At 36.9% G+C, this 19,079-nt stretch carries 17 protein-coding genes, 1 other RNA gene and 2 pseudogenes; 18 read left to right on the top strand and 2 right to left on the bottom strand.

From position 1 onward, the window contains the following. Positions 1-125: 125 nt before the first annotated feature. The 10 genes from yfcC to IGK81_RS10305 all read left to right on the top strand — a co-directional run bounded on the left by yfcC (position 126) and on the right by IGK81_RS10305 (position 11,060). Positions 126-1,865 carry a putative basic amino acid antiporter YfcC gene (gene yfcC / locus IGK81_RS10350; protein ID WP_010720745.1) on the top strand — a complete coding sequence of 580 codons (1,740 nt, stop codon included), beginning with the start codon at positions 126-128 and terminating at the stop codon, positions 1,863-1,865. 235 nt (positions 1,866-2,100) lie between these two features. Further along, positions 2,101-3,285 carry a beta-aspartyl-peptidase gene (gene iadA / locus IGK81_RS10345; protein WP_034700585.1) on the top strand — a complete coding sequence of 395 codons (1,185 nt, stop codon included), beginning with the start codon at positions 2,101-2,103 and terminating at the stop codon, positions 3,283-3,285. 88 nt (positions 3,286-3,373) lie between these two features. Next, the gene (locus tag IGK81_RS10340) at positions 3,374-3,598 is read left to right on the top strand and encodes a CsbD family protein (RefSeq protein ID WP_010720743.1); all 225 of its coding nucleotides are present in this window, start codon (positions 3,374-3,376) and stop codon (positions 3,596-3,598) included. A gap of 756 nt (positions 3,599-4,354) precedes the next feature. Continuing rightward, positions 4,355-6,034: a ribonuclease J gene (locus IGK81_RS10335; RefSeq protein WP_034700583.1), complete on the top strand. Its 1,680-nt coding sequence runs from the start codon at positions 4,355-4,357 to the stop codon at positions 6,032-6,034. 154 nt (positions 6,035-6,188) lie between these two features. Next, a complete protein-coding gene (locus IGK81_RS10330; protein ID WP_034700582.1) occupies positions 6,189-6,662 on the top strand; it encodes a YbaK/EbsC family protein in 474 nt (157 codons plus the stop codon). A gap of 153 nt (positions 6,663-6,815) precedes the next feature. Next, positions 6,816-7,496, top strand: a complete 681-nt coding sequence (locus tag IGK81_RS10325) for a metal-dependent hydrolase (RefSeq protein ID WP_010720740.1) — start codon at positions 6,816-6,818, stop codon at positions 7,494-7,496. Positions 7,497-7,505: 9 nt separating this feature from the next. Then, complete coding sequence (locus tag IGK81_RS10320; RefSeq protein ID WP_034700581.1) at positions 7,506-8,837, top strand: DRTGG domain-containing protein; 1,332 nt, start codon at positions 7,506-7,508, stop codon at positions 8,835-8,837. Between the two features lie 14 nt (positions 8,838-8,851). Further along, positions 8,852-9,802 (top strand): DHH family phosphoesterase, encoded by a 951-nt coding sequence (locus tag IGK81_RS10315; protein ID WP_034700579.1) that lies wholly within the window; start codon positions 8,852-8,854, stop codon positions 9,800-9,802. A 140-nt stretch (positions 9,803-9,942) separates the two neighbouring features. Further along, a complete protein-coding gene (locus IGK81_RS10310) occupies positions 9,943-10,275 on the top strand; it encodes a zinc ribbon domain-containing protein YjdM (protein ID WP_010720737.1) in 333 nt (110 codons plus the stop codon). A 77-nt stretch (positions 10,276-10,352) separates the two neighbouring features. Further along, positions 10,353-11,060 (top strand): zinc metallopeptidase, encoded by a 708-nt coding sequence (locus IGK81_RS10305; RefSeq protein WP_010720736.1) that lies wholly within the window; start codon positions 10,353-10,355, stop codon positions 11,058-11,060. Positions 11,061-11,261: 201 nt separating this feature from the next. On the opposite strand, the gene IGK81_RS10300 is transcribed toward IGK81_RS10305, so the two are convergent. After that, on the bottom strand, positions 11,262-12,725 hold the full coding sequence (locus IGK81_RS10300) for a helix-turn-helix domain-containing protein (protein WP_010737192.1): 1,464 nt from the start codon (positions 12,723-12,725) through the stop codon (positions 11,262-11,264). A 444-nt stretch (positions 12,726-13,169) separates the two neighbouring features. Between IGK81_RS10300 and IGK81_RS10295 the strand changes: the two genes are divergently transcribed. Next, positions 13,170-13,712 (top strand): hypothetical protein, encoded by a 543-nt coding sequence (locus IGK81_RS10295; RefSeq protein WP_010720734.1) that lies wholly within the window; start codon positions 13,170-13,172, stop codon positions 13,710-13,712. Positions 13,713-13,871: 159 nt separating this feature from the next. Next, positions 13,872-14,207, top strand: a complete 336-nt coding sequence (locus IGK81_RS10290; protein ID WP_010737193.1) for a hypothetical protein — start codon at positions 13,872-13,874, stop codon at positions 14,205-14,207. A 106-nt stretch (positions 14,208-14,313) separates the two neighbouring features. On the opposite strand, the gene IGK81_RS10285 is transcribed toward IGK81_RS10290, so the two are convergent. Continuing rightward, positions 14,314-15,174 carry a helix-turn-helix domain-containing protein gene (locus tag IGK81_RS10285; protein WP_010720732.1) on the bottom strand — a complete coding sequence of 287 codons (861 nt, stop codon included), beginning with the start codon at positions 15,172-15,174 and terminating at the stop codon, positions 14,314-14,316. Positions 15,175-15,282: 108 nt separating this feature from the next. Between IGK81_RS10285 and tadA the strand changes: the two genes are divergently transcribed. The 6 genes and pseudogenes from tadA to IGK81_RS10255 all read left to right on the top strand — a co-directional run. After that, the gene (gene tadA / locus IGK81_RS10280) at positions 15,283-15,774 is read left to right on the top strand and encodes a tRNA adenosine(34) deaminase TadA (protein ID WP_010720731.1); all 492 of its coding nucleotides are present in this window, start codon (positions 15,283-15,285) and stop codon (positions 15,772-15,774) included. Between the two features lie 40 nt (positions 15,775-15,814). Further along, positions 15,815-15,899, top strand: an RNA gene (ffs, locus tag IGK81_RS10275) — signal recognition particle sRNA small type. Positions 15,900-16,104: 205 nt separating this feature from the next. After that, positions 16,105-16,551, top strand: coding sequence for a type II toxin-antitoxin system HicB family antitoxin (locus tag IGK81_RS10270; protein WP_034700578.1), 447 nt, complete (start codon positions 16,105-16,107; stop codon positions 16,549-16,551). 433 nt (positions 16,552-16,984) lie between these two features. After that, entirely contained in the window at positions 16,985-17,356 is a 372-nt protein-coding gene (locus tag IGK81_RS10265; RefSeq protein ID WP_412003979.1) for a phage holin family protein, read from the top strand. Between the two features lie 263 nt (positions 17,357-17,619). Beyond that, a pseudogene (locus tag IGK81_RS10260) lies at positions 17,620-18,027 on the top strand (phage tail tip lysozyme); the annotation flags it as partial. Positions 18,028-18,102: 75 nt separating this feature from the next. After that, positions 18,103-19,071: pseudogene (locus tag IGK81_RS10255) on the top strand (peptidoglycan amidohydrolase family protein); the annotation flags it as partial. Between the last annotated feature and the right edge of the window lie 8 nt (positions 19,072-19,079).

Here is a 19,079-nt window from a genome sequence, read left to right as displayed (position 1 = left end):
AACAAAAATAAAAAAGATTGCTTTAATAGATAATTAATGTGTTTAGCGTTTTTTTGCTGTATAATCTAATCTGATATTGATTGTTTTATTCATAAAAAATTAAAGATAGAAAGGAAGACTTCATAGTGAAGAAACAAGTGTCTTCGGGGAAATCCAAACGGGATCTCACAAAAATGACGACACCTCATACTTATGTCATCATTTTTGGAGTGGTCATCCTTGCTTGGTTGCTGACATTTATTGTACCAGCAGGAAAATTTAGTACACAAGATATCGAATACCAAGATGCAAATGGAGAAACAAGTACGCGAACTGTATTACGCCAAGATTCATTTCGTTATGCTTATGCCTTGGATCGCTCCTATGTATTTGATCAATTAGAGAAGTTACAAAATGATCCGACGGAAAGAGAGAAATTAAAAGTCCCTGAAAAAGGGTTAGAAGAAGTGATTTCTGAAGGTGAAAAGAAATTAACGCAAGAAAAGTTAGATGAAATCTCTTTAACAGATGATGTACTTTATGACCAATTTGGAGAACGCATTTATGATACTTCAAAAAAACTCCATAAAACGGCTCGAGTATGGGGGACCGACGATTTTGGTGGTTTCGGATTTTTGAATTTTGTCTTTGAAGGATTAGTCTCAGGAGACAAGTATGGATCGGCTGTCGGAATCGCTGCACTTATTTTAGTTGTTGGTGGTGCTTTTGGAATTATCATGCGCACCGGGGCAATTGATGCAGGGATCTATGCTTTCATCAGTAAGACAAGGGGACTGGAGCGTTTAGCCTTACCGCTATTATTTTTTGCTTTTTCATTCGGTGGCGCGACATTCGGCATGGCAGAGGAAGTCATTCCTTTTTCTATGGTGATGGTCCCATTTGTGATAGCTCTTGGTTATGACTCGATCGTTGCAGTAACAGTCACGTATGTCGCCTCTCAAGTCGGAAATGCGACTTCCTGGATGAGTCCGTTTAGTGTAGCAGTTGCTCAAGGGATCGCTGGCATTCCAGTGTTATCGGGTGCGACGTTCCGATTGATCATGTGGGTCGTTATCACAGCGTTATCTGCTGGCTATTTGATGATTTATGGGGAGAAAATCCGTAAAAACCCTGAAAGCTCATTGACGTATAAATCAGATGATTATTTCAGAAGTCATTTGAAAAAAACAACCGACGAGAAAAAAGCGTTTATGTTGGGACACAAATTGATTTTACTTGAAATGCTCATCGTATTGGTTTGGATCGTTTGGGGTGTTACGCAAGAAGGGTATTATATCCCAGAAATTGCTTCACAATTTTTTGTTATGGGATTAGTCGCAGGGATCATTGCAGTAATCTTCAAATTGGATGGCATGCGGATCAATGATATTGCCTCTTCTTTCCAATCGGGTGCTGCTGATCTAGCTGGAACAGCAATCGTTGTAGGGATGGCAAAAGGGATCTTATTAGTATTAGGTGGCTCAGATGCTTCTGTTCCTTCTGCTTTAAACACCATTCTACATGGTATCGGTACAGCTTTAGCAGGAGTACCAGCGGCTATCGGAGCGTGGGCAATGTATATTTTCCAAAGCCTGTTTAATTTAGTCGTGACATCCAATTCTGGTCAAGCGGCGTTAACGATGCCAATCATGGCACCACTTGCTGACTTAGTAGGGGTCTCTCGTCAAGTAGCTGTATTAGCTTATCAATTAGGCGCTGGATTTATGGATGCCTTTACCCCTGTATCAGCTAGTTTGATTGGTGTCTTAGGTGTTGCACGTATCGAGTGGGCAAAATGGGCAAGATTCCAAATCAAAATGCAAGGATTCTTTTTTGTCCTAGGTACTATCTTTATCATGATTGCGATAGCAATCGGCTTACAATAGCGAAGCAATAAAGTTAAGGCTAGTGAAGAATACACGAATCGTGTTTTTTCTGATGACAGAGGAACTCGATGCTTTTTCAAACTTACTAGCCAAAAAGTTGACTTATAGAAAGCAAGCCGAAGAGACTGAAAATAGTTTGTCTTATTTTCATTATTCTTCGGCTTTTTTATACTAAAAATAGTTACTTTTGAAACAAAGAAAACCAAAATATCGGTATCAGAAAGGATGAAGTCAAATGAAAATCATTCGTCAAATTGAGGTCTATGCACCAGATTATTTAGGGGTCATGGATGTATTGATTGCCGGGGATAAAATTATTGCGCTTGAAGAAGCGTTGACCGGTGGCTATGCTGAGTTAGAAGTGGAAGAAATTTCCGGTAGTGGGAAAGTGTTGACACCGGGCTTTATTGATTGCCATTTTCACCTTTTAGGTGGAGGTGGAGAGGGCGGTTTTCAAAATCGTACGCCAGAAGTAACTTTAAGCCAATTGACGACAGCGGGTGTAACAACAGTTGTTGGGTGTTTGGGAACAGATGGTGAAGGTCGTGACATGACTGCGCTTATCAGTAAGGCAAAAGGCTTAGAAGCAGAAGGAATTTCAACTTACGTCTATGAAGGTTCTTATCGGTTACCACTCAAAACGGTTACGGACTCAATCATCAAAGATTTTTTGACAATTGATAAAATCATCGGAATTGGCGAAATTGCTGTTTCTGACCATCGATCATCTCAGCCTACATTTGAAGAATTTTCTCGAGCAACTGCTGATGCCCGAGTAGGAGGTATGTTGTCTGGTAAAGCTGGTATCGTCAATGTCCATTTAGGTGGAGGAAAACGTAAACTAGAGTTATTAACACGGGTAGTTGAGGAAACCGAGATTCCGATTACGCAATTTTTACCTACCCATGCCAACCGCACGCCAGAACTTTTAACAGCTTGTATCGAATTTGCGAAAAAAGGTGGGACAATTGACTTCACAGCGAGCGAAGATCCTGATTTTTGGGAACGAACAGATGGGGAAGTCCGCTTTAGTAAAGCTTTAAAACAGTTGATCGAAGCTGGAGTTTCCCTTGATCATTTTACAATGTCATCTGATGGACAAGGAAGTTTACCTTACTTTGATGAAAAAAATCACTTTCTTGGTATGGGTGTCGGAAGCGCAAAATCACTACTGGTAGGTATCAAAGAAGCGGTAGAAAAAGAAGAGATTCCACTTGAAGTAGCCTTGCGAGCAATCACAGTCAATCCCGCTCGTGTGTTAAAGCTGGAGCGAAAAGGAACAATCAAAGTAGGGAACGATGCTGATTTATGTATACTTGACAAAGAAACCTTAGCCATCGAAACAGTGATCGCCAAAGGACAAGTAATGGTTGAAAACAAAGAAGTTAAAGTGTGGGGAACCTTTGAAAAAACGATCTAAGAGCATACTGTTTGTCTGTTTTTCAAGTTGATGATACCCTGATAATAGTTAGATAGTTAGAAATGAGAAATTCAAGGGAGGAATTAAGATGGCAGATTTAAAAGGACGTTCTGAAGATGCAAAAGACAAAGTAGTTGGTAAAGGAAAAGAAGCTTACGGTAAAGCAACAGATGATAAAAGCAAAGAAGCAGAAGGAAAAGCACAATCACTTGGTGCAGATATCAAAGAAAAAGCTCGTAATTTAGGCGATGATATCAAAGAAGGCTTTGAAGATGTCAAAGAAAAATTCTCCAAAAAAGATGATAAAAAATAGTTTCTCCAAAAGAGAAGTTTGGTTAAAACTTTGAGAATGATCCTCTGGTTTTGTCCAAAGCGAGTTCTTAAGGAAGATTGATTGTAAAAGACGATAGATTGGTTTATTGTGTTTTGCACCTCTTATAGTTAGTAAACGAACTTTTGAGGTGCGTCACGATACCAATTCTACCGTCTTTTTTAGTATGCGTTCCAGCAAATCTATCGATGTACTCTCTCGAATTATGATAAGTATAATTATAAGTCAATGAACTTAATAGAGCTTTGAAGTGATTTGTAGTAAGAAAGCTTTTATTGAGATCGAAAATCCTACTATAGTTATTTCTAAAAATATGGTAAAATAGACGGAGTATGTTTGTAACAGAAGAACGGATAAAAGTAGACAGTTTGTTAAATTGAGACTGTTTTAATCAACGACTTGAGGCAAGATTGGTTGTGCTGTATAAAACCAGGCTTTTTTTCTTGAAAATAGCAGATGCTAGCGATTTATCTAATTTGTTGTATAATGATGGGGAGTAGTCGAATCCATTGCTTTCGACTTTTGTGTTAAAAATAATCGATTCATCGCTTTAATGAAACTTATTCAAAAATGGCAGAAGATAAACAAGAGGACTGTCAATCAGCTGCTTTTTCTTGCTAAGCAATAGAAGAAGTCAGCTAAAATTTTGTGAGTTGCTCATTGAGATGAATCATCTATTTAGTTAAAGAAGAGAATCGATGTCTTTAAACTTGGGCATCATAAGAAGAGGTGAAATTTGTGAGTACCATTAAAATTATCCCTTTAGGCGGCGTACGTGAAAATGGAAAAAATATGTACATCGCTGAAGTGGGAGAAGATATTTTTGTTTTAGACTGTGGTTTAAAATATCCTGAAAACGAATTGTTAGGTATTGATGTAGTCATTCCTGACTTTACGTATCTGGAAGAAAACATTGATCGGGTAGCGGGAGTCTTTTTGACACATGGACATGCAGATGCGATCGGAGCGTTACCTTATTTACTTTCTAAGCTCTCTGTACCAGTATTTGGAACCGAGTTAACGATCGAGCTTGCTAAATTGAGTGTGGGACGAAATGATGCAGCAAAAGGTTTCAAAGATTTCCATGTAGTCGATGAACACACGGAGATTGATTTTGGCGAGACGATCGTCAGCTTTTTCCGAACCACCCACACGATTCCAGACTCAGTCGGGATCAACTTGAAAACCAAAGAGGGCAGTATCGTCTACACAGGCGATTTTAAATTCGATCAGACAGCTATTCCAATGTATCAAACTGATTATGCTCGTTTGGCAGAAATCGGTAAAGAAGGCGTATTGGCATTACTTAGTGAATCAGCGAACGCTGAAAACCCAGTTCCTGTAGCATCAGAGCTACAGATTGCGGATGAAGTCTTCGATACGATCAAGTATTGGGAAGGTAGAATCATCGTTGCTTGTGTGGCAAGTAATCTACAGCGGGTTCAACAAGTCTTGGATGCAGCCGAAAAGGCACAAAGAAAAGTAGTATTGACAGGGCAAGATTTTGAGCGGATCATCCGAACAGCAATGCGTCTGGAAAAACTACAACTTCCGAGTGAAGATTTGCTTGTGACCTTGAAGGACATGAAGAAATACAAACCAGAAGAAATCATCATTTTAGAAACTGGACGGATGGGTGAACCAATTAAGTCATTGCAAAAAATGGCCAATAAAACCCACCGTAATATCAAAATCGAAGAAGGCGACTTAGTCTATATCACAACTACTCCAAGTATTGCGATGGAAACGATGGTAGCTAAAACAGAAGATATCATTTATCGTGCAGGTGGTACGGTCAAATTGATCTCTGAGAACATGCGAGTGTCTGGACATGCGAACCCTAACGATCTTCAGTTGATGCTTAATTTGATGAGACCAACTTATTTTATTCCTGTTCAAGGTGAATATCGTGAATTAGCTGCTCATGCTGATTTAGCTCATGCCGTCGGGATCCCTTACAAAAACATTTACATCACAGGACGTGGTGATGTGTTGGAATATAAAAATAAACGGATGAGTGTCGCTGGAACGATCAGTGCTGAAAATGTGATGATCGATGGTTTAGGAATTGGTGATATTGGTAATATTGTGTTACGTGACCGTAAAATCTTGTCAGAAGATGGTATTTTTGTAGCTGTAGTTACTATTAGTCGCCGTGAAAAGAAAATTGTCTCAAAACCACAAATCACATCTCGCGGTTTCGTTTATGTCAAAGCTAGTCGTGATTTGATGAAAGAAAGTGGGACGATGATCGAAGAAATCGTGGAAAAACACTTGGAAAGTAACGACTTTGAGTGGAGTAAATTAAAACAAGACATTCGAGATCAATTAGGACGCTACCTATTTGAACAAACAAAACGTCGTCCAGTGATTTTACCAGTGATCATGGAAGCAACACAACGTAGAGGCAAAAAATAATTGAAACAATAATGGTGTGGAAAAGGTCGTAATCTTTTAAAGAGGCGACTTTTCCATACCATTTTTTGTATCAGTTGAACCAAAGTTCTTGCTCGTTCTTTTTTTTCTATTTTTTTGTAAAATAAAAGAGAAGGAAATGGAAGGAAGATAGTAGATGAAAACAAAAGTAGAAGAATATTTAGAAAAAGAAAGAATTTCTTACGAAGCTCTGACATTTAATCAGACAGAATGGAATGATTTTCAAAAAATACTCAAGCAAAAACAGATTGATCAAAACAGTGTTTGTAAAACATTAGTTTTGAAAGGGGATAAAACAGGTGTAATCATTGCTGTTGTTCCATTGTCGGAACATTTAGATTACAAAAAAACCAGGAAAATTTCTGGTGATCACAAAGTCGGTTTTCCCGGAATGGATTTTGTGATGGCATCTACTGGTTATCCACATGGTGCAAATACACCGATCGGCATTTATCGTAAACACCCAGATTATCTTTTTTTAGTTGATGCATCTTTCAAAGAAAAGCAAATGTTGGTCATGTCAAGTGGCGAAATTGGCAGAAGCATTAAGATCGCTAGAACAGACTTCGAAAAAATAGTTCCTTTTACGTATGCAGAGTTAGTGGAGTAGCGTACTTAGAGTGGTTTGAGCTGATTTGCCACTTGGTACAAACTGTATTATCTGTTACAATGATTACGTATGTACTGTACTATTATTTAGGATTATTCTCTAAATGAAATCGGTTTATTTAATGTATGAAAGAAAGTAAAAGGAGTGAGAAAAGTGAAAATTACTTATCACGGACATTCATGTGTGTCGATCGAAATGAAAAATGGTGAACGCTTGATTATCGACCCGTTTATTACAGGCAATCCGTTAACAGATTTAACAGTGGATAAGGTAGAAGTAGACTGGGTTTTAGTTACTCATGGGCACAACGATCATGTAGGAGACATGGTGCCGATTGCTAAACAAAATGATGCAACGATTATCAGCATTGTTGAGATTACAAATTATGCGGAACAGTTAGGTGCCAAAGGACATGGGATGAATATTGGTGGAAAATATGAATTTCCATTTGGGATCGTAAAATTTGTTCCTGCCCAGCACAGCTCAAGTTATGAGGTAGCTGGCACACCGCTTTATATGGGCGAACCTAGTGGGATTGTGATCCAAGCAGAAGGAAAAACGATCTATCACGCAGGAGATACCGCTGATTTTAGTGATTTGGCTTTACTTGCCGAACAATTTACCATTGACGTTGCCTTTTTACCAATTGGTGATAATTTTACAATGGGACCAGAAGATGCAGCGAGAGCAGCAAAACGGATTGGCGCTAAGCTAGTCGTTCCTATCCATTACAATACATTTCCTGTTATCCAACAAGATCCTCAACTATTTATTGAGAAGTTGGCAGGGAACGAAGGAAAAATAATGAGCGTTTCTGAAACGCTGGAAGTGTAGGTTAAAGATATGGCGACGAAACATGACTTGATTTTAGAATATATCGAAAGCTTACCGGTTGGAAATCGTATTTCAGTCAGAAGTATAGCAAAAGAATTAAACGTAAGTGAAGGAACGGCCTATCGTGCCATCAAGGATGCTGAAAATATCGGATTAGTTTCAACGATCCAACGTGTCGGAACAATCCGGATTGAGCGGAAATTGAAAAAACATATTGAACGACTGACGTTTGGGGAAGTCGTCAGGATCATTGAAGGAGATGTATTGGGAGGCGCAACAGGATTAGACAAAGTATTGAATAAATTTGTGATCGGTGCGATGACGAAACATGCGATGGAACGCTATATCACACCAGGATCACTGATGATCGTCGGTAACCGCTCGGAAGTTCAAAAATTAGCTTTAGAAGATGGAGCCGCCGTGCTGATTACTGGTGGATTTGACACTACCCCCGAGATTGCTCGCTTAGCAGACAAATTAGCGATGCCGATTCTTCGTACGACTTATGATACCTTTACCGTAGCAACGATGATCAACCGTGCTTTGAGTGATCAATTGATTAAAAAAGACATTATGCTTGTCAGTGATATCTATATGTCAGCAGAAAAGACACACTACCTGCTACAAACAGATACGATCGCCGATTATCAAAAACTATCAGAGGAAACGCACCATTCACGATTTCCAGTAGTGAACCGTCACATGCGCTTGATGGGAATTATTACTGCTAAAGATGTACTTGGTAAAGCAGATACACAAGTAATTGAGCGGGTCATGACAAAAGACCCGATCAGTGTGAAAAAAACCATGAGTGTTGCTTCTGTCAGCCATCAAATGATCTGGGATGGTTTAGAAGTCATGCCAGTCGTTTCGGATGATTTGACACTTGAAGGGCTGATTACTCGGCAAGATGTGATGAAAGCCATGCAGTTAGTTCAGCGACAACCGCAAATTGCAGATACGATCTCTGACCAAATCTCAGGAGGAATCCAAACGATCGATCGAGACCGAGACGGGAATCTTTTGGCAAATCCAAAGTTTAAATTTGTGGTTACCCCTCAAATGGTCAATGGGGTCGGTACGATTTCATTTGGTGTATTAAGTGAGATCCTTTCTGATGTTGCACAAAAAACCATGGTATTAAATCAACGCAGAAATATCATGATCGAACAGATGAGTCTCCATTATCTGCGTTTAATCCAACTTGAAAGCGAATTGGATATTCGTCCAAGAGTGCTTGAAATTGGTCGGAGATCAGCCAAACTAGACATTGAAGTATATATCGAAAATACGATCGTTTCCAAGGCAATCGTTGTTTGCCAAGTAATGGAACGTTCATAGAAAGCAGGGAAATAATGACTGTCCAATCTGAAATTTTAGCAGAAATAAAAACATATGATCGAATCATCATCCATCGACATCAACGTCCTGACCCAGATGCTTTAGGTTCTCAAGTAGGTTTAGCAGAGATTTTAAGAGCAACGTTTCCTCAAAAAGAAATTTACCAAGTCGGGGAAACTGTGGAGGGCTTGCGCTTTTTAGCAGAAATGCAAATAGTTGATGATCAAGTGTATGAAGGAGCTTTGGTCATCGTCACTGATACAGCAAATGCGCCTAGAATCAGTGATAATCGTTTTAAGTTAGGTGAGAAATTGATAAAAATTGATCATCATCCAAATGATGAACCGTATGGTGATCTGGTCTGGGTCGATACGAAAGCTAGCAGTTGTAGTGAGATGATTACGGAGTTTGCCCTCATGTTTCCAAATGAGTTAACGTTGAATACCAGTGCAGCGCGTTTGCTTTATGCTGGGATTGTAGGAGATACAGGACGCTTCCTATATCCAGCTACAACCGCCAGGACGTTGGAAATTGCAGCAGATTTAAGACGTTATTCTTTTGATGCCAGTGCATTGAATCGTGAAATTGAACAAATGCCGATGAAAGTTGCTAAACTTTCAGGTTATTTATACCAAAATATCCAGGTTGATGAAAATGGCGCAGGAAAAGTGATTTTATCACAAGAACTCCTTTCGCAATACGGAATTGATGATTCTGAAACAGCAGCTGTTGTTTCCTTGCCTGGTGTCATTGATGAGGTATTAGCTTGGGGAATCTTTGTGCAACAACCAGAAGGATATTACCGTGTACGGTTACGTTCGAAAGGTCCGATCATTAATGAATTAGCGAAAAAGCATCATGGTGGTGGGCATCCGCTCGCAAGTGGCGCAAGTGCGAAAGATTTAGCGGAAGTGGCAGAAATTTATGACGAAATCAAAGAGATTTGTCATGCGTATCAAAGATAGTAACTATTTTAGAAGAGAGAGTTGTTCGTTGTAAAAATGATTTTTACTAAACTTTGTTTTAAAAATCACAAGTCTCTCTTTTCAAAAGACACGTTATCCGTTACAATAATGCTCAACGCTATTTTTAAAGGAGAAAGAAGATGACATTACCAAACTGCCCACAATGTGGCTCTGAATACACTTACGAAGATCGAGGATTATTTATTTGTCCTGAATGTGCAAATGAATGGACAAATGAAGAACAGGACCAAGTAGATGGCTTGATCGTTCTTGATGCTAATGGTAATCCTTTGGCAGAAGGCGATAGTGTGACAGTGATCAAAGATTTAAAAGTGAAAGGTGCATCTGGTGCCATCAAACAAGGAACAAAAGTGAAAAATATTCGTCTAGTGGAAGGCGACCATAACATTGATTGTAAAGTCGATGGATTTGGACCGATGAAATTAAAATCAGAATTTGTTAAAAAACTCTAATACACTCAAGGTATTTTCACCTTCTTTTTAGATCACTCATGGTAAAATAAGTTAAAATAAAAAGGAGTGGATTTATCATGTATGGATATGGCATGTATGGCTTTTTTGATCCTACATTTTTGTTAGTGATCATCGGATTAGTTATTTCCGGTATTGCCTCAGCTTATGTGAACAGTACTTTTCGTAAATATGACAAAATCAGAAGTAAGAATAACGTGACGGGTACTCAAGCAGCGCAATACATTTTACAAAGTCAACAAATTAATGATGTCGGTGTCCAACAAATTGCAGGAGATTTGACCGATAATTATAATTCAGGAAATAAAATGTTGAGCTTATCACAAGCAACGGCACAGTCTACTTCGGTAGCTGCAATTGGTGTTGCTGCCCATGAATGTGGGCATGCGGTACAAGATGCTGTTGGTTATGCGCCACTAAAGATTCGTGCCGCACTGGTTCCAGTGGCTAATTTTGGTTCGATGATTTCATTTCCATTGATTTTGATTGGTGTTTTACTGAGCTGGAATGATACATTGATCAACATCGGTATTTTTGCTTTTTCACTTGCGCTTTTGTTTCAGCTAGTTACATTACCAGTCGAATTTAATGCATCCAGACGAGCCATTCAAATTCTAAGCGAAGGTGGTCTTCTGACAGCAGAAGAAGTACCAATGGCTAGACACGTACTCTTTGCCGCAGCATTGACATACGTAGCTGCAGCACTTGCCACTTTCTTACAATTGCTTCGTTTGATCTTATTATTCGGTGGTAATCGTAGAGACTAGTACATGGGACATTATTAAGGTCCTTACTAGCAATGAAAAATCGTAAGTAATTATCGTTAAACCGCTTTGACCTGGTTCAAACGCGAAGAGTTGAATAAGATAGGGCTATCTATCAAGATAATAGTTAAGTATAGGACAACAGGCTGTCCTATACTTTTTTGGCTTGTTTCAGCTATTTTCCAGCTTAAGGAAACAAAAGGATTATTTTTGGTGGAGTCTTTGTATTAGATGGAATAAATGGAGCCAAAGTTCATCTTCACGTTCAGGGTCAAGATAAAAGATATCTGCCGTTTGTTGTTGGGTATCGAACCAATCAGTGACGATTAAATCAGCTTCTTCAGGGTTTTCGGTGATTTGTAAAAACTGATGATTAAAAATATTTTTTAATAATTTTTCGATGTGGTAGTTTCCCGAAAAGACCTTGCTTATCTGTAGATGTATTGCTAATTTTTTATTTTCTTCCGATTTTAAAAGTGTATAGATCAGGCGACTAAGATGTTCGTGCAGTAAATTTTGGCTTGGTTGAGAAGTAAACGTGTCAGCGATGATCATTTGTATTTTTTTTAATCGTTGATCCGAGGCATCGATTTTCATATTTTCAGAAGGATAATAAAGTGCATGGAAGTAATCGATTTTTTCTTGGAATAAAAAAATAAACGTCGTCAGCATCATAATCAAATAATGGTAATAATATTTCTTTTCACCAGCAGATATCGAAGGGAATGACTCAGCTATTTTTTTGATCAGAAAAGAAACTTGTCGACAAAGCGAATGATTACTTTTAGAAAACTCATAGCCAAAGAGTGTTTTTTGTTGTTCGGGAATGAGGTTAGGAAAAAAATAGCAAAGTAAAAAATTAAAGTATAGTACTTCATTTTGGACAAGACTTTCAGGCAAGGATTGGGACAATTGTTTTTTCAATTCGCCGCTAAAATCTTTTGTAGAAGTTAAAATTTTCATTGTTTCATAGCTTTCTAAGAGGCTAGCATCTGGTAATTGATGATGAGCAGATCGCATTAAAAAGATTGCCACTAATAAGTAAACTTTTTCTTGTATCTTTGATGTTTTCTTGGTCATCAAAAGCTCATTGGATAAATGAGTATGCTTTACTTGGGAAAGTTTCATATTTGTCAAAGGCCAATCAATCCCCTGAAAAGCATCAGAAAAAAAGAAATACATATAAATTCTAATCGATAATTCATCGCCTTTCAAAATGTAACAATTTTGGCGAGAGATGATTTGCAGATGGAACTTTTTAAGTGATTTGTTTAATTGATTAGTTAGTTTTTCTAAATAAGAAGGAGATATGTACAACTTTTCCAATAATATTTTTTTTGAAACACGACTGTGTGGCGAATCAAAAAGTAACAATAAAAAATTAAAACGATTTGATTCGCGTAGAAAAAACAATTTTATATAATGAAAGATCGCCATTTTTTCATCTTTATGTTGTGAATCTAATTTCAATTCGCCTTTGGCAGTTGAGTAAATGAATCTAGGGATACTTAGTTGTTGAAAAATAGTCCCGTTTAATTTGCGGATGATTTCTTTGATCGTTCTCTTAGGGATTGATAGAACCTGAGATAATTCACGTAAGGAACATTTATTGGTTTGAACAATGGTATAGAATACTAACAATTCTTTCTTTTTTGCGTCCGTTAACATAAGTTGCTCCTTTTCCTTTTATTTTTTGTCCATGGGAGGACATAAACTGTGAGTGGAAAGAGTTTTTAATGTATGTTATTCTCACATAGTAGTAGTTGTTGTATGTACATGTTGTTATTTAAATGGTATATAACAATCGTTTATTCTATTGTTGTTTTTTTCGCTCATTTTGTCAAGTTATAACAGATTAAATAATCAATTTATATAACAAAAACATTGTTATTTAGCTGATTTTGTTATGTTGGGTTTTGAGTATTGAAGAAAGTTATTAATAAAATAAGCTTCTTGTTGAAATTGTACCTAAATATATTTTTTTGATGTTATGTTGTTATTTTTAATGGGGGATTATTACTGTCCTCTAAATAATAATACCTTTAATTTAGAGATGACTAAAAATAATGTCTTTTTAAAAAAAATGATCAAAAGTGAGAAAGGAAGAATTGTATGAGTAGAGTAACAAATTTTAGCAAAGAGTATTTACTCTTTAAAAGTATGGTATATGCTGAAGAAAATGGCTTATCAAAGATAACAGCTAGGAGTTTAGCTTCTTTTTGTGGCTGTTCCACTTATCCGATTTATGCCCACTTTAAATCAATACGTATATTAAAAGAAAAAATACTTGAAGAAATAACGATCTGTTTTGATCGCTATTTATCAGAATATGTCATTGATGATTTCTTCAGTATCGTCCATCTACTAAAAGAGTTCTTTTCAATCCATGAAAGTATTCGTGGAGTAGTGATTAAGTCTGAGTTAGATATGGCTTCCTTATTTAAACGTGCGTTTTCAGAATATGTCAAAGAACATACTGGGATCAAAGAGCCTTACTTATTAGAATTACTTTGGCTCAATGCATTAGGCAGTTTGAACTCAGATCGATCTTCTCATGAATTTTTTGAAACAATGACATTGATTTGGAATAAATTGGCTGAGTTGGAAGAGAACTTGCCTGAAGTATTAACAAATATTGAATATTCCCCTAAGTAAATGGATGAAACGATGCTGAAGCGTCCTTTCATATAGATGATTAGAAAAATTGGTGGTAGCGTTTTATCTTTCGGCGATTTTGAAAGTGAAAAAGGGTAAATAGTTCGTTTATCTTTTTATCTATGCTATGATTAATATAGATAAAAGGAGCTGATAATGATGAAAACATCAACAAAAGTAACAATTGGATTAGGTGTCGCAGCAGCAGCAAGCGTAGCGACAGCAGTAGTTGTTTCGGGAAAAGTCATTGAAAAAATCCATCATTTGACGAACCGGGCAAAAGTAAAAAAGTTCGTTAATGAGACATTTGATGGAAACGAAAAGCTACTAGATATCGTTGAACATTTATCGGATAGTGATTTAGATTCTTTGATGGGAATCCTGGCGAAGATCAAGTCAGGCAAAAAGAAAATTTCTGTCTACGGAGATTCTCTAAAAGGATCAACGGAAGATGTGAAAGACCGTTTACTCCATTACGTTGATAAAATCATGTGATGCAACAAAAAAAGTAAAGTTAAAAGTACAAAAAGAGCGAAAGTATTAGAAAATGGGACAAACATTATTGGTTTGTCTCATGAACGAATACTTTCGCTTTTTGTGTTCAATGTGTTTGTTCTTGCAGTAAGAGCAAATGACAAAACAGTAAATCATTTGCTTCTTTTAAGTTGAACCCAGTTTGTTCTTGGAATTTTTCGATTTTGTATTTCAATGTATTTCGATGAAGAAAGAGTGATTTAGCTGTCGAACTAATATTACCTAAATTTTTCCATAACACTGAAATGATCTCTTCCATTTCTGTCCGTTTGACCATCTCCTGATAACTTGCAATTAACTGATTGTTGTTCATTGTTCCTTTTGTATAATGATGTAAAGCCACCTCCGATAATGAGATTGCGCCACCATGTAAAGCAAAGTGCTTTTTTTCTTCAAAAAATATTTTCCGCTCTTCAAAAAACAGTTCTGAAAAATTGGGAGAAGGCAAATGAAATGAGCCAATAAATACTTGGGTAGTAATTTCAAAGTCTGCATCTAATGAAAGAAAAATACCTCTTAGCTCAGAAATTTCTAGATAACTAGGACATTTTTTTTCAATCAGTACAGCATCGGTTTCTGTATAAAAGAAAAAATCTTCTAAGTGGAAAAACATTTCACCGATTGTTTCTTGCCATTGGCGCTTAAGAAATTCTCCTCTTGGATCAATGTGAAATTGAATCATGCGAAAGCTTTCTTCTGCTACTAGCGGTTTATTTTCAAATAGATAATGATACCATGGATGATTATCTTCGACAGTAGCTACAGGGAATAACGCTTTCAAAATATTTGTTTCTTGTGTCGAAATCGTCGATTGATCGATCCATAAAAAATAATCATCAATTGCTAAAGAGAGAATTCCTTTATCGGAAGCAGGGGAATTTTTTTTCTGTGCATTAGGATAAAGTGTTATCAGTTTTGTCAAGTCCATCAAAGTCACCTCATGTTTTATTTTACCATAAGACAAAAAGCTAGTTACAACCTTTTTGACTTATGCTAAAGTTAAGCAAGAAAACGAAAAGTAGGGGATCGATTGGAAATGAAGGAAATCGATAATGAAAAACATGAAAAATGGATGCGTTTAGCCATTGAAGAAGCTCAGAAAGCCCAACAATTAGCGGAAGTACCAATTGGAGCGATTGTTGTTTTAAATGATGAAATCATTGGAAGAGGCTACAATTTAAGAGAAACCACGCAAGATGCAACCACGCATGCGGAAATGATTGCGATCCGTGAAGCTTGTCAAAATGTTGGAAGTTGGCGTTTAGAAGAAGCCCAATTATATGTGACACTCGAGCCTTGTCCTATGTGTAGCGGTGCGATGATTTTATCTCGAGTCAAAGAAGTATACTTCGGTGCGTATGATCCAAAGGGCGGAACAGCGGGAACATTAATGAATTTGTTGACAGATGAACGCTTTAACCACCAAGCCCATGTAGTAGGAGGCGTTTTGGAAACGGAATGTGGCCAACTTTTAACGGATTTTTTTAGAGAGTTGCGCTTAAGAAAAAAGAAATTAAAAAAAGGCTAGCCAAATAAAAAAAAATCAGGTATACTATTATTTGCCGAAAGGCTAGGACAATGGCGGGCTTGTGAAGCGTGTCAGATCTGGAAGGAAGCAGCACTAAGCAGGATCCGCCATGTGTCTGATTAAAACGAATCTTAAAAGCGTGATAGGTAGTACTTTACTACTTGTTACGTTTTTTTTGTCTAATGAACCAGAGCCTCTTTAGTTTTTTAGGTACTTTATTTGTATTTTATAGAGAAGTAAATAGCTATAGAGAGTATAATTGTTATTGGCAGAAAGATACAGTTTCATACCAATGACCTAAAAATAAATAATCGAAAGAGGTACATATTGATGGTATTAACGTATCCAGCTGTTTTTTATTTAATGACCGATGATAAAGAACCATACTATTTTATACATTTTCCTGATATTGATGGAAACGGAACACAAGCAAATGATATAAACGACGGTATACAGATGGCTAGTGACTATCTTGGGCTACAATTGTCTTATTATATTGAGGAAGAAAATAAATTGCCGTCTAGCTCAAGTGTAAACAATATTAATGTAGAAAACTATTTCCCTTTTGAGCAGACGAATACATACAATAAAGAGGATTCATTTGTCACGCTTGTTTCAGTTAATATAAAAGAATATCTGGACATGGAAAAGAGAGAACGTAAAAATGTGTCTATTCCTAAGTGGGCAGATAAATTAGGCAAAGAATTGAAGATCAATTTTTCTGAAACATTGACACATGCGATTTTAAAGAAAGCAGAAGAAGTAAAAAATAATTAAAATAAATGACAAGAAAAAAGCCTGGAATAAAATTTAACTTTAGTCCAAAATATGGATTTTACAAATATTCACAACGAATATTTTGTAAAATTCTTTTTTTGAATAAGCAGAGAACTTGATAAAATGACAGCTCTAAATTTAATAGTGAACGAATAAATTGACTTAAGAACAGTGAAAAGTTGAAAGAATCATTTGAGTGATTTTGCTCAAATGATTCTTTTTTTTGTCACAAATTTTATTATTTTCCAACATATCTAAATGGAAACAAAAATCTTTAGCAAAGTAGTGAAAGGAAGGTCTGACAATGTAAAAAGAAGAATAGTGTATCAAACAAATGATGAAAGCTAAAAGCAAGGGACTCAAAACTGCAAACTAATGTCTGTTATGGAGGGCATTTCTTTCGCAGTCATTACGTTTAAAAGGAGGTGTTAGTATGACGGCATTAACGAAAGTCTTTGCTAGTGATCAAGCATTAATTCACAGTTTTTTTCTAATGGTTCTATTAGATCTCATAACAGGTTGGCTTAAAGCAAAAGTCAATCATGTTTGGTATTCAACGCTAAGTCGGCGAGGACTTTGGAAAAAACTCAGTCATTTTGTGTTATTGATCCTGACGGGAGTCGTTGATTTTGTGTTGATCCAAAACGGCGTTCATTTTGAATTTACGTTAGTAAAGGTTTTTACGACTTGCCTGATTTTCACTGAGATTGGGAGCATTTTGACTAATATTGCTGAGTCAGAAGTAACGACTTATTTTGAGGGGATTTTAAAATCAATTCAAGACAAAATGAAACCAAAACAATAACGAAATAGAGAACGATTAGGAAGAATCAAAGTGAATTTACCGAGATACTACGTGATAATGACTTTTTTATTTACTAACAAAGCAACCTAGGCACAGCTTTTTAGAAAAAAGTGAAAGATTTTATTTTTTCTGTCACAAATCACTAAAATAGCTCACATATCTATGTGATTCGAATCAAATGATCAAAATAATTTTTTAGGAGGATGAAAGATAACAGTAAGTAATAAGCTGTGTACATTTAAAGGCGCAACTAATATGAAAAAATGATTGAAAGTAAGGAGCGAACAACTATTATGGGACAATTTGAAACAGCAAAAACAATTTGGGATTACTTGGTCAGTCAAGGTTGGTCAAAAACCGCAGTTGCTGGATTATTAGGGAACATGCAATCAGAAAGTGGCATTATTGCCGACCGATGGGAGAGCGACATTGTCGGAAATATGTCTGGTGGATACGGACTAGTGCAATGGACACCAGCATCTAAATATATCAATTGGGCAAATGCGAATGGATTAAATTACAAAGACGTCATTTCTCAATGCAAACGTATTGAGTGGGAGGTAGCAAACAATCAACAATTTTATAATATATCTATGACGTTTCAACAATTTAAGACAAGTAACAAATCTCCAGAAGAACTGGCGAATATTTTCATTCAATACTATGAAAGACCGGCAAATGCAAACCAACCAGCAAGAGCGCAACAAGCTAGATACTGGTACCAACAATTAAACCGAACAAAAGTCGTGGATTGGTTCAATAAACATCGTGGACAGATAACCTATTCCATGACTGGCTCAAGAAACGGTACAGATGGAACGGCAGATTGTTCTGGAAGTATTACTCAAGCAGTCAAAGACAGCTCTGGAATTCCTTATAGCTATTTATATAATACGGTTACCCTTGGTGGTTATCTCCAAAGATGTGGTTATATATTAGTTTTAGTCGGAAATTCAAACGCTTCCAATCTCTCTCAGCTGAAAGATGAGGATATTGTTTTACTTTCTGGTGGGTCCTCGATGGCTGATTCAGGTGGTGCGATTGGACATACAGGTGTGATTACTGGTGGTGGTAAAAACATCACTTCAACTTGTTACTATACGCAAGGAGAAAAAAATACTGCGATTCAAGAATTACGTTTTGATAAAAATTATATCGTTGCAAATGGGTTTCATTATTATGAAGTTTGGCGTTTTTCTGGCGGTTTTAATCAATCAAGTTCAACAGGAATAACTAATGACCCAACGCCACCTTCATTTTCGACAAATGTTCATTATAGTTTACGAGTGTTGGGGGGAGCTTGGTTAGGAGAAATCACTAACTTTAACAATTCAGATTCTAATGGTTTTTCAGGATTACCGAATCATCAACACGATATGCTATACATCAAGGTTGATAAAGGAACATTACGTTATCGAGTACACACGATGACAAGCGGTTGGTTAGATTGGGTTAGTAAAGGTGATCCAAATGACATGGTCAATGGATGTGCAGGGAATCCTGGAGAAGCGATTGATGGTGTACAAATTTATTACACAACACCTGCTGGAGAAACTTATTCACAAGCATATTACCGTTCACAAACGACCGCTCGTGCTGACTGGTTACAAACTTGTTGCGATGATGGAACATCGATCGTCGGTTATGATGGTTGGGCGGGGATGTTTGGCGAACCGCTAGACCGTCTGCAAATCGGGATTGCGAAATCCAATCCTTTATTTAC

This window comes from Enterococcus sp. DIV0703 (assembly GCF_051711065.1).
GTDB lineage: Bacteria > Bacillota > Bacilli > Lactobacillales > Enterococcaceae > Enterococcus_B > Enterococcus_B hirae.
Note: the sequence above shows the minus strand (reverse complement) of the source record. Positions and strands in the feature narration are given on the sequence as shown.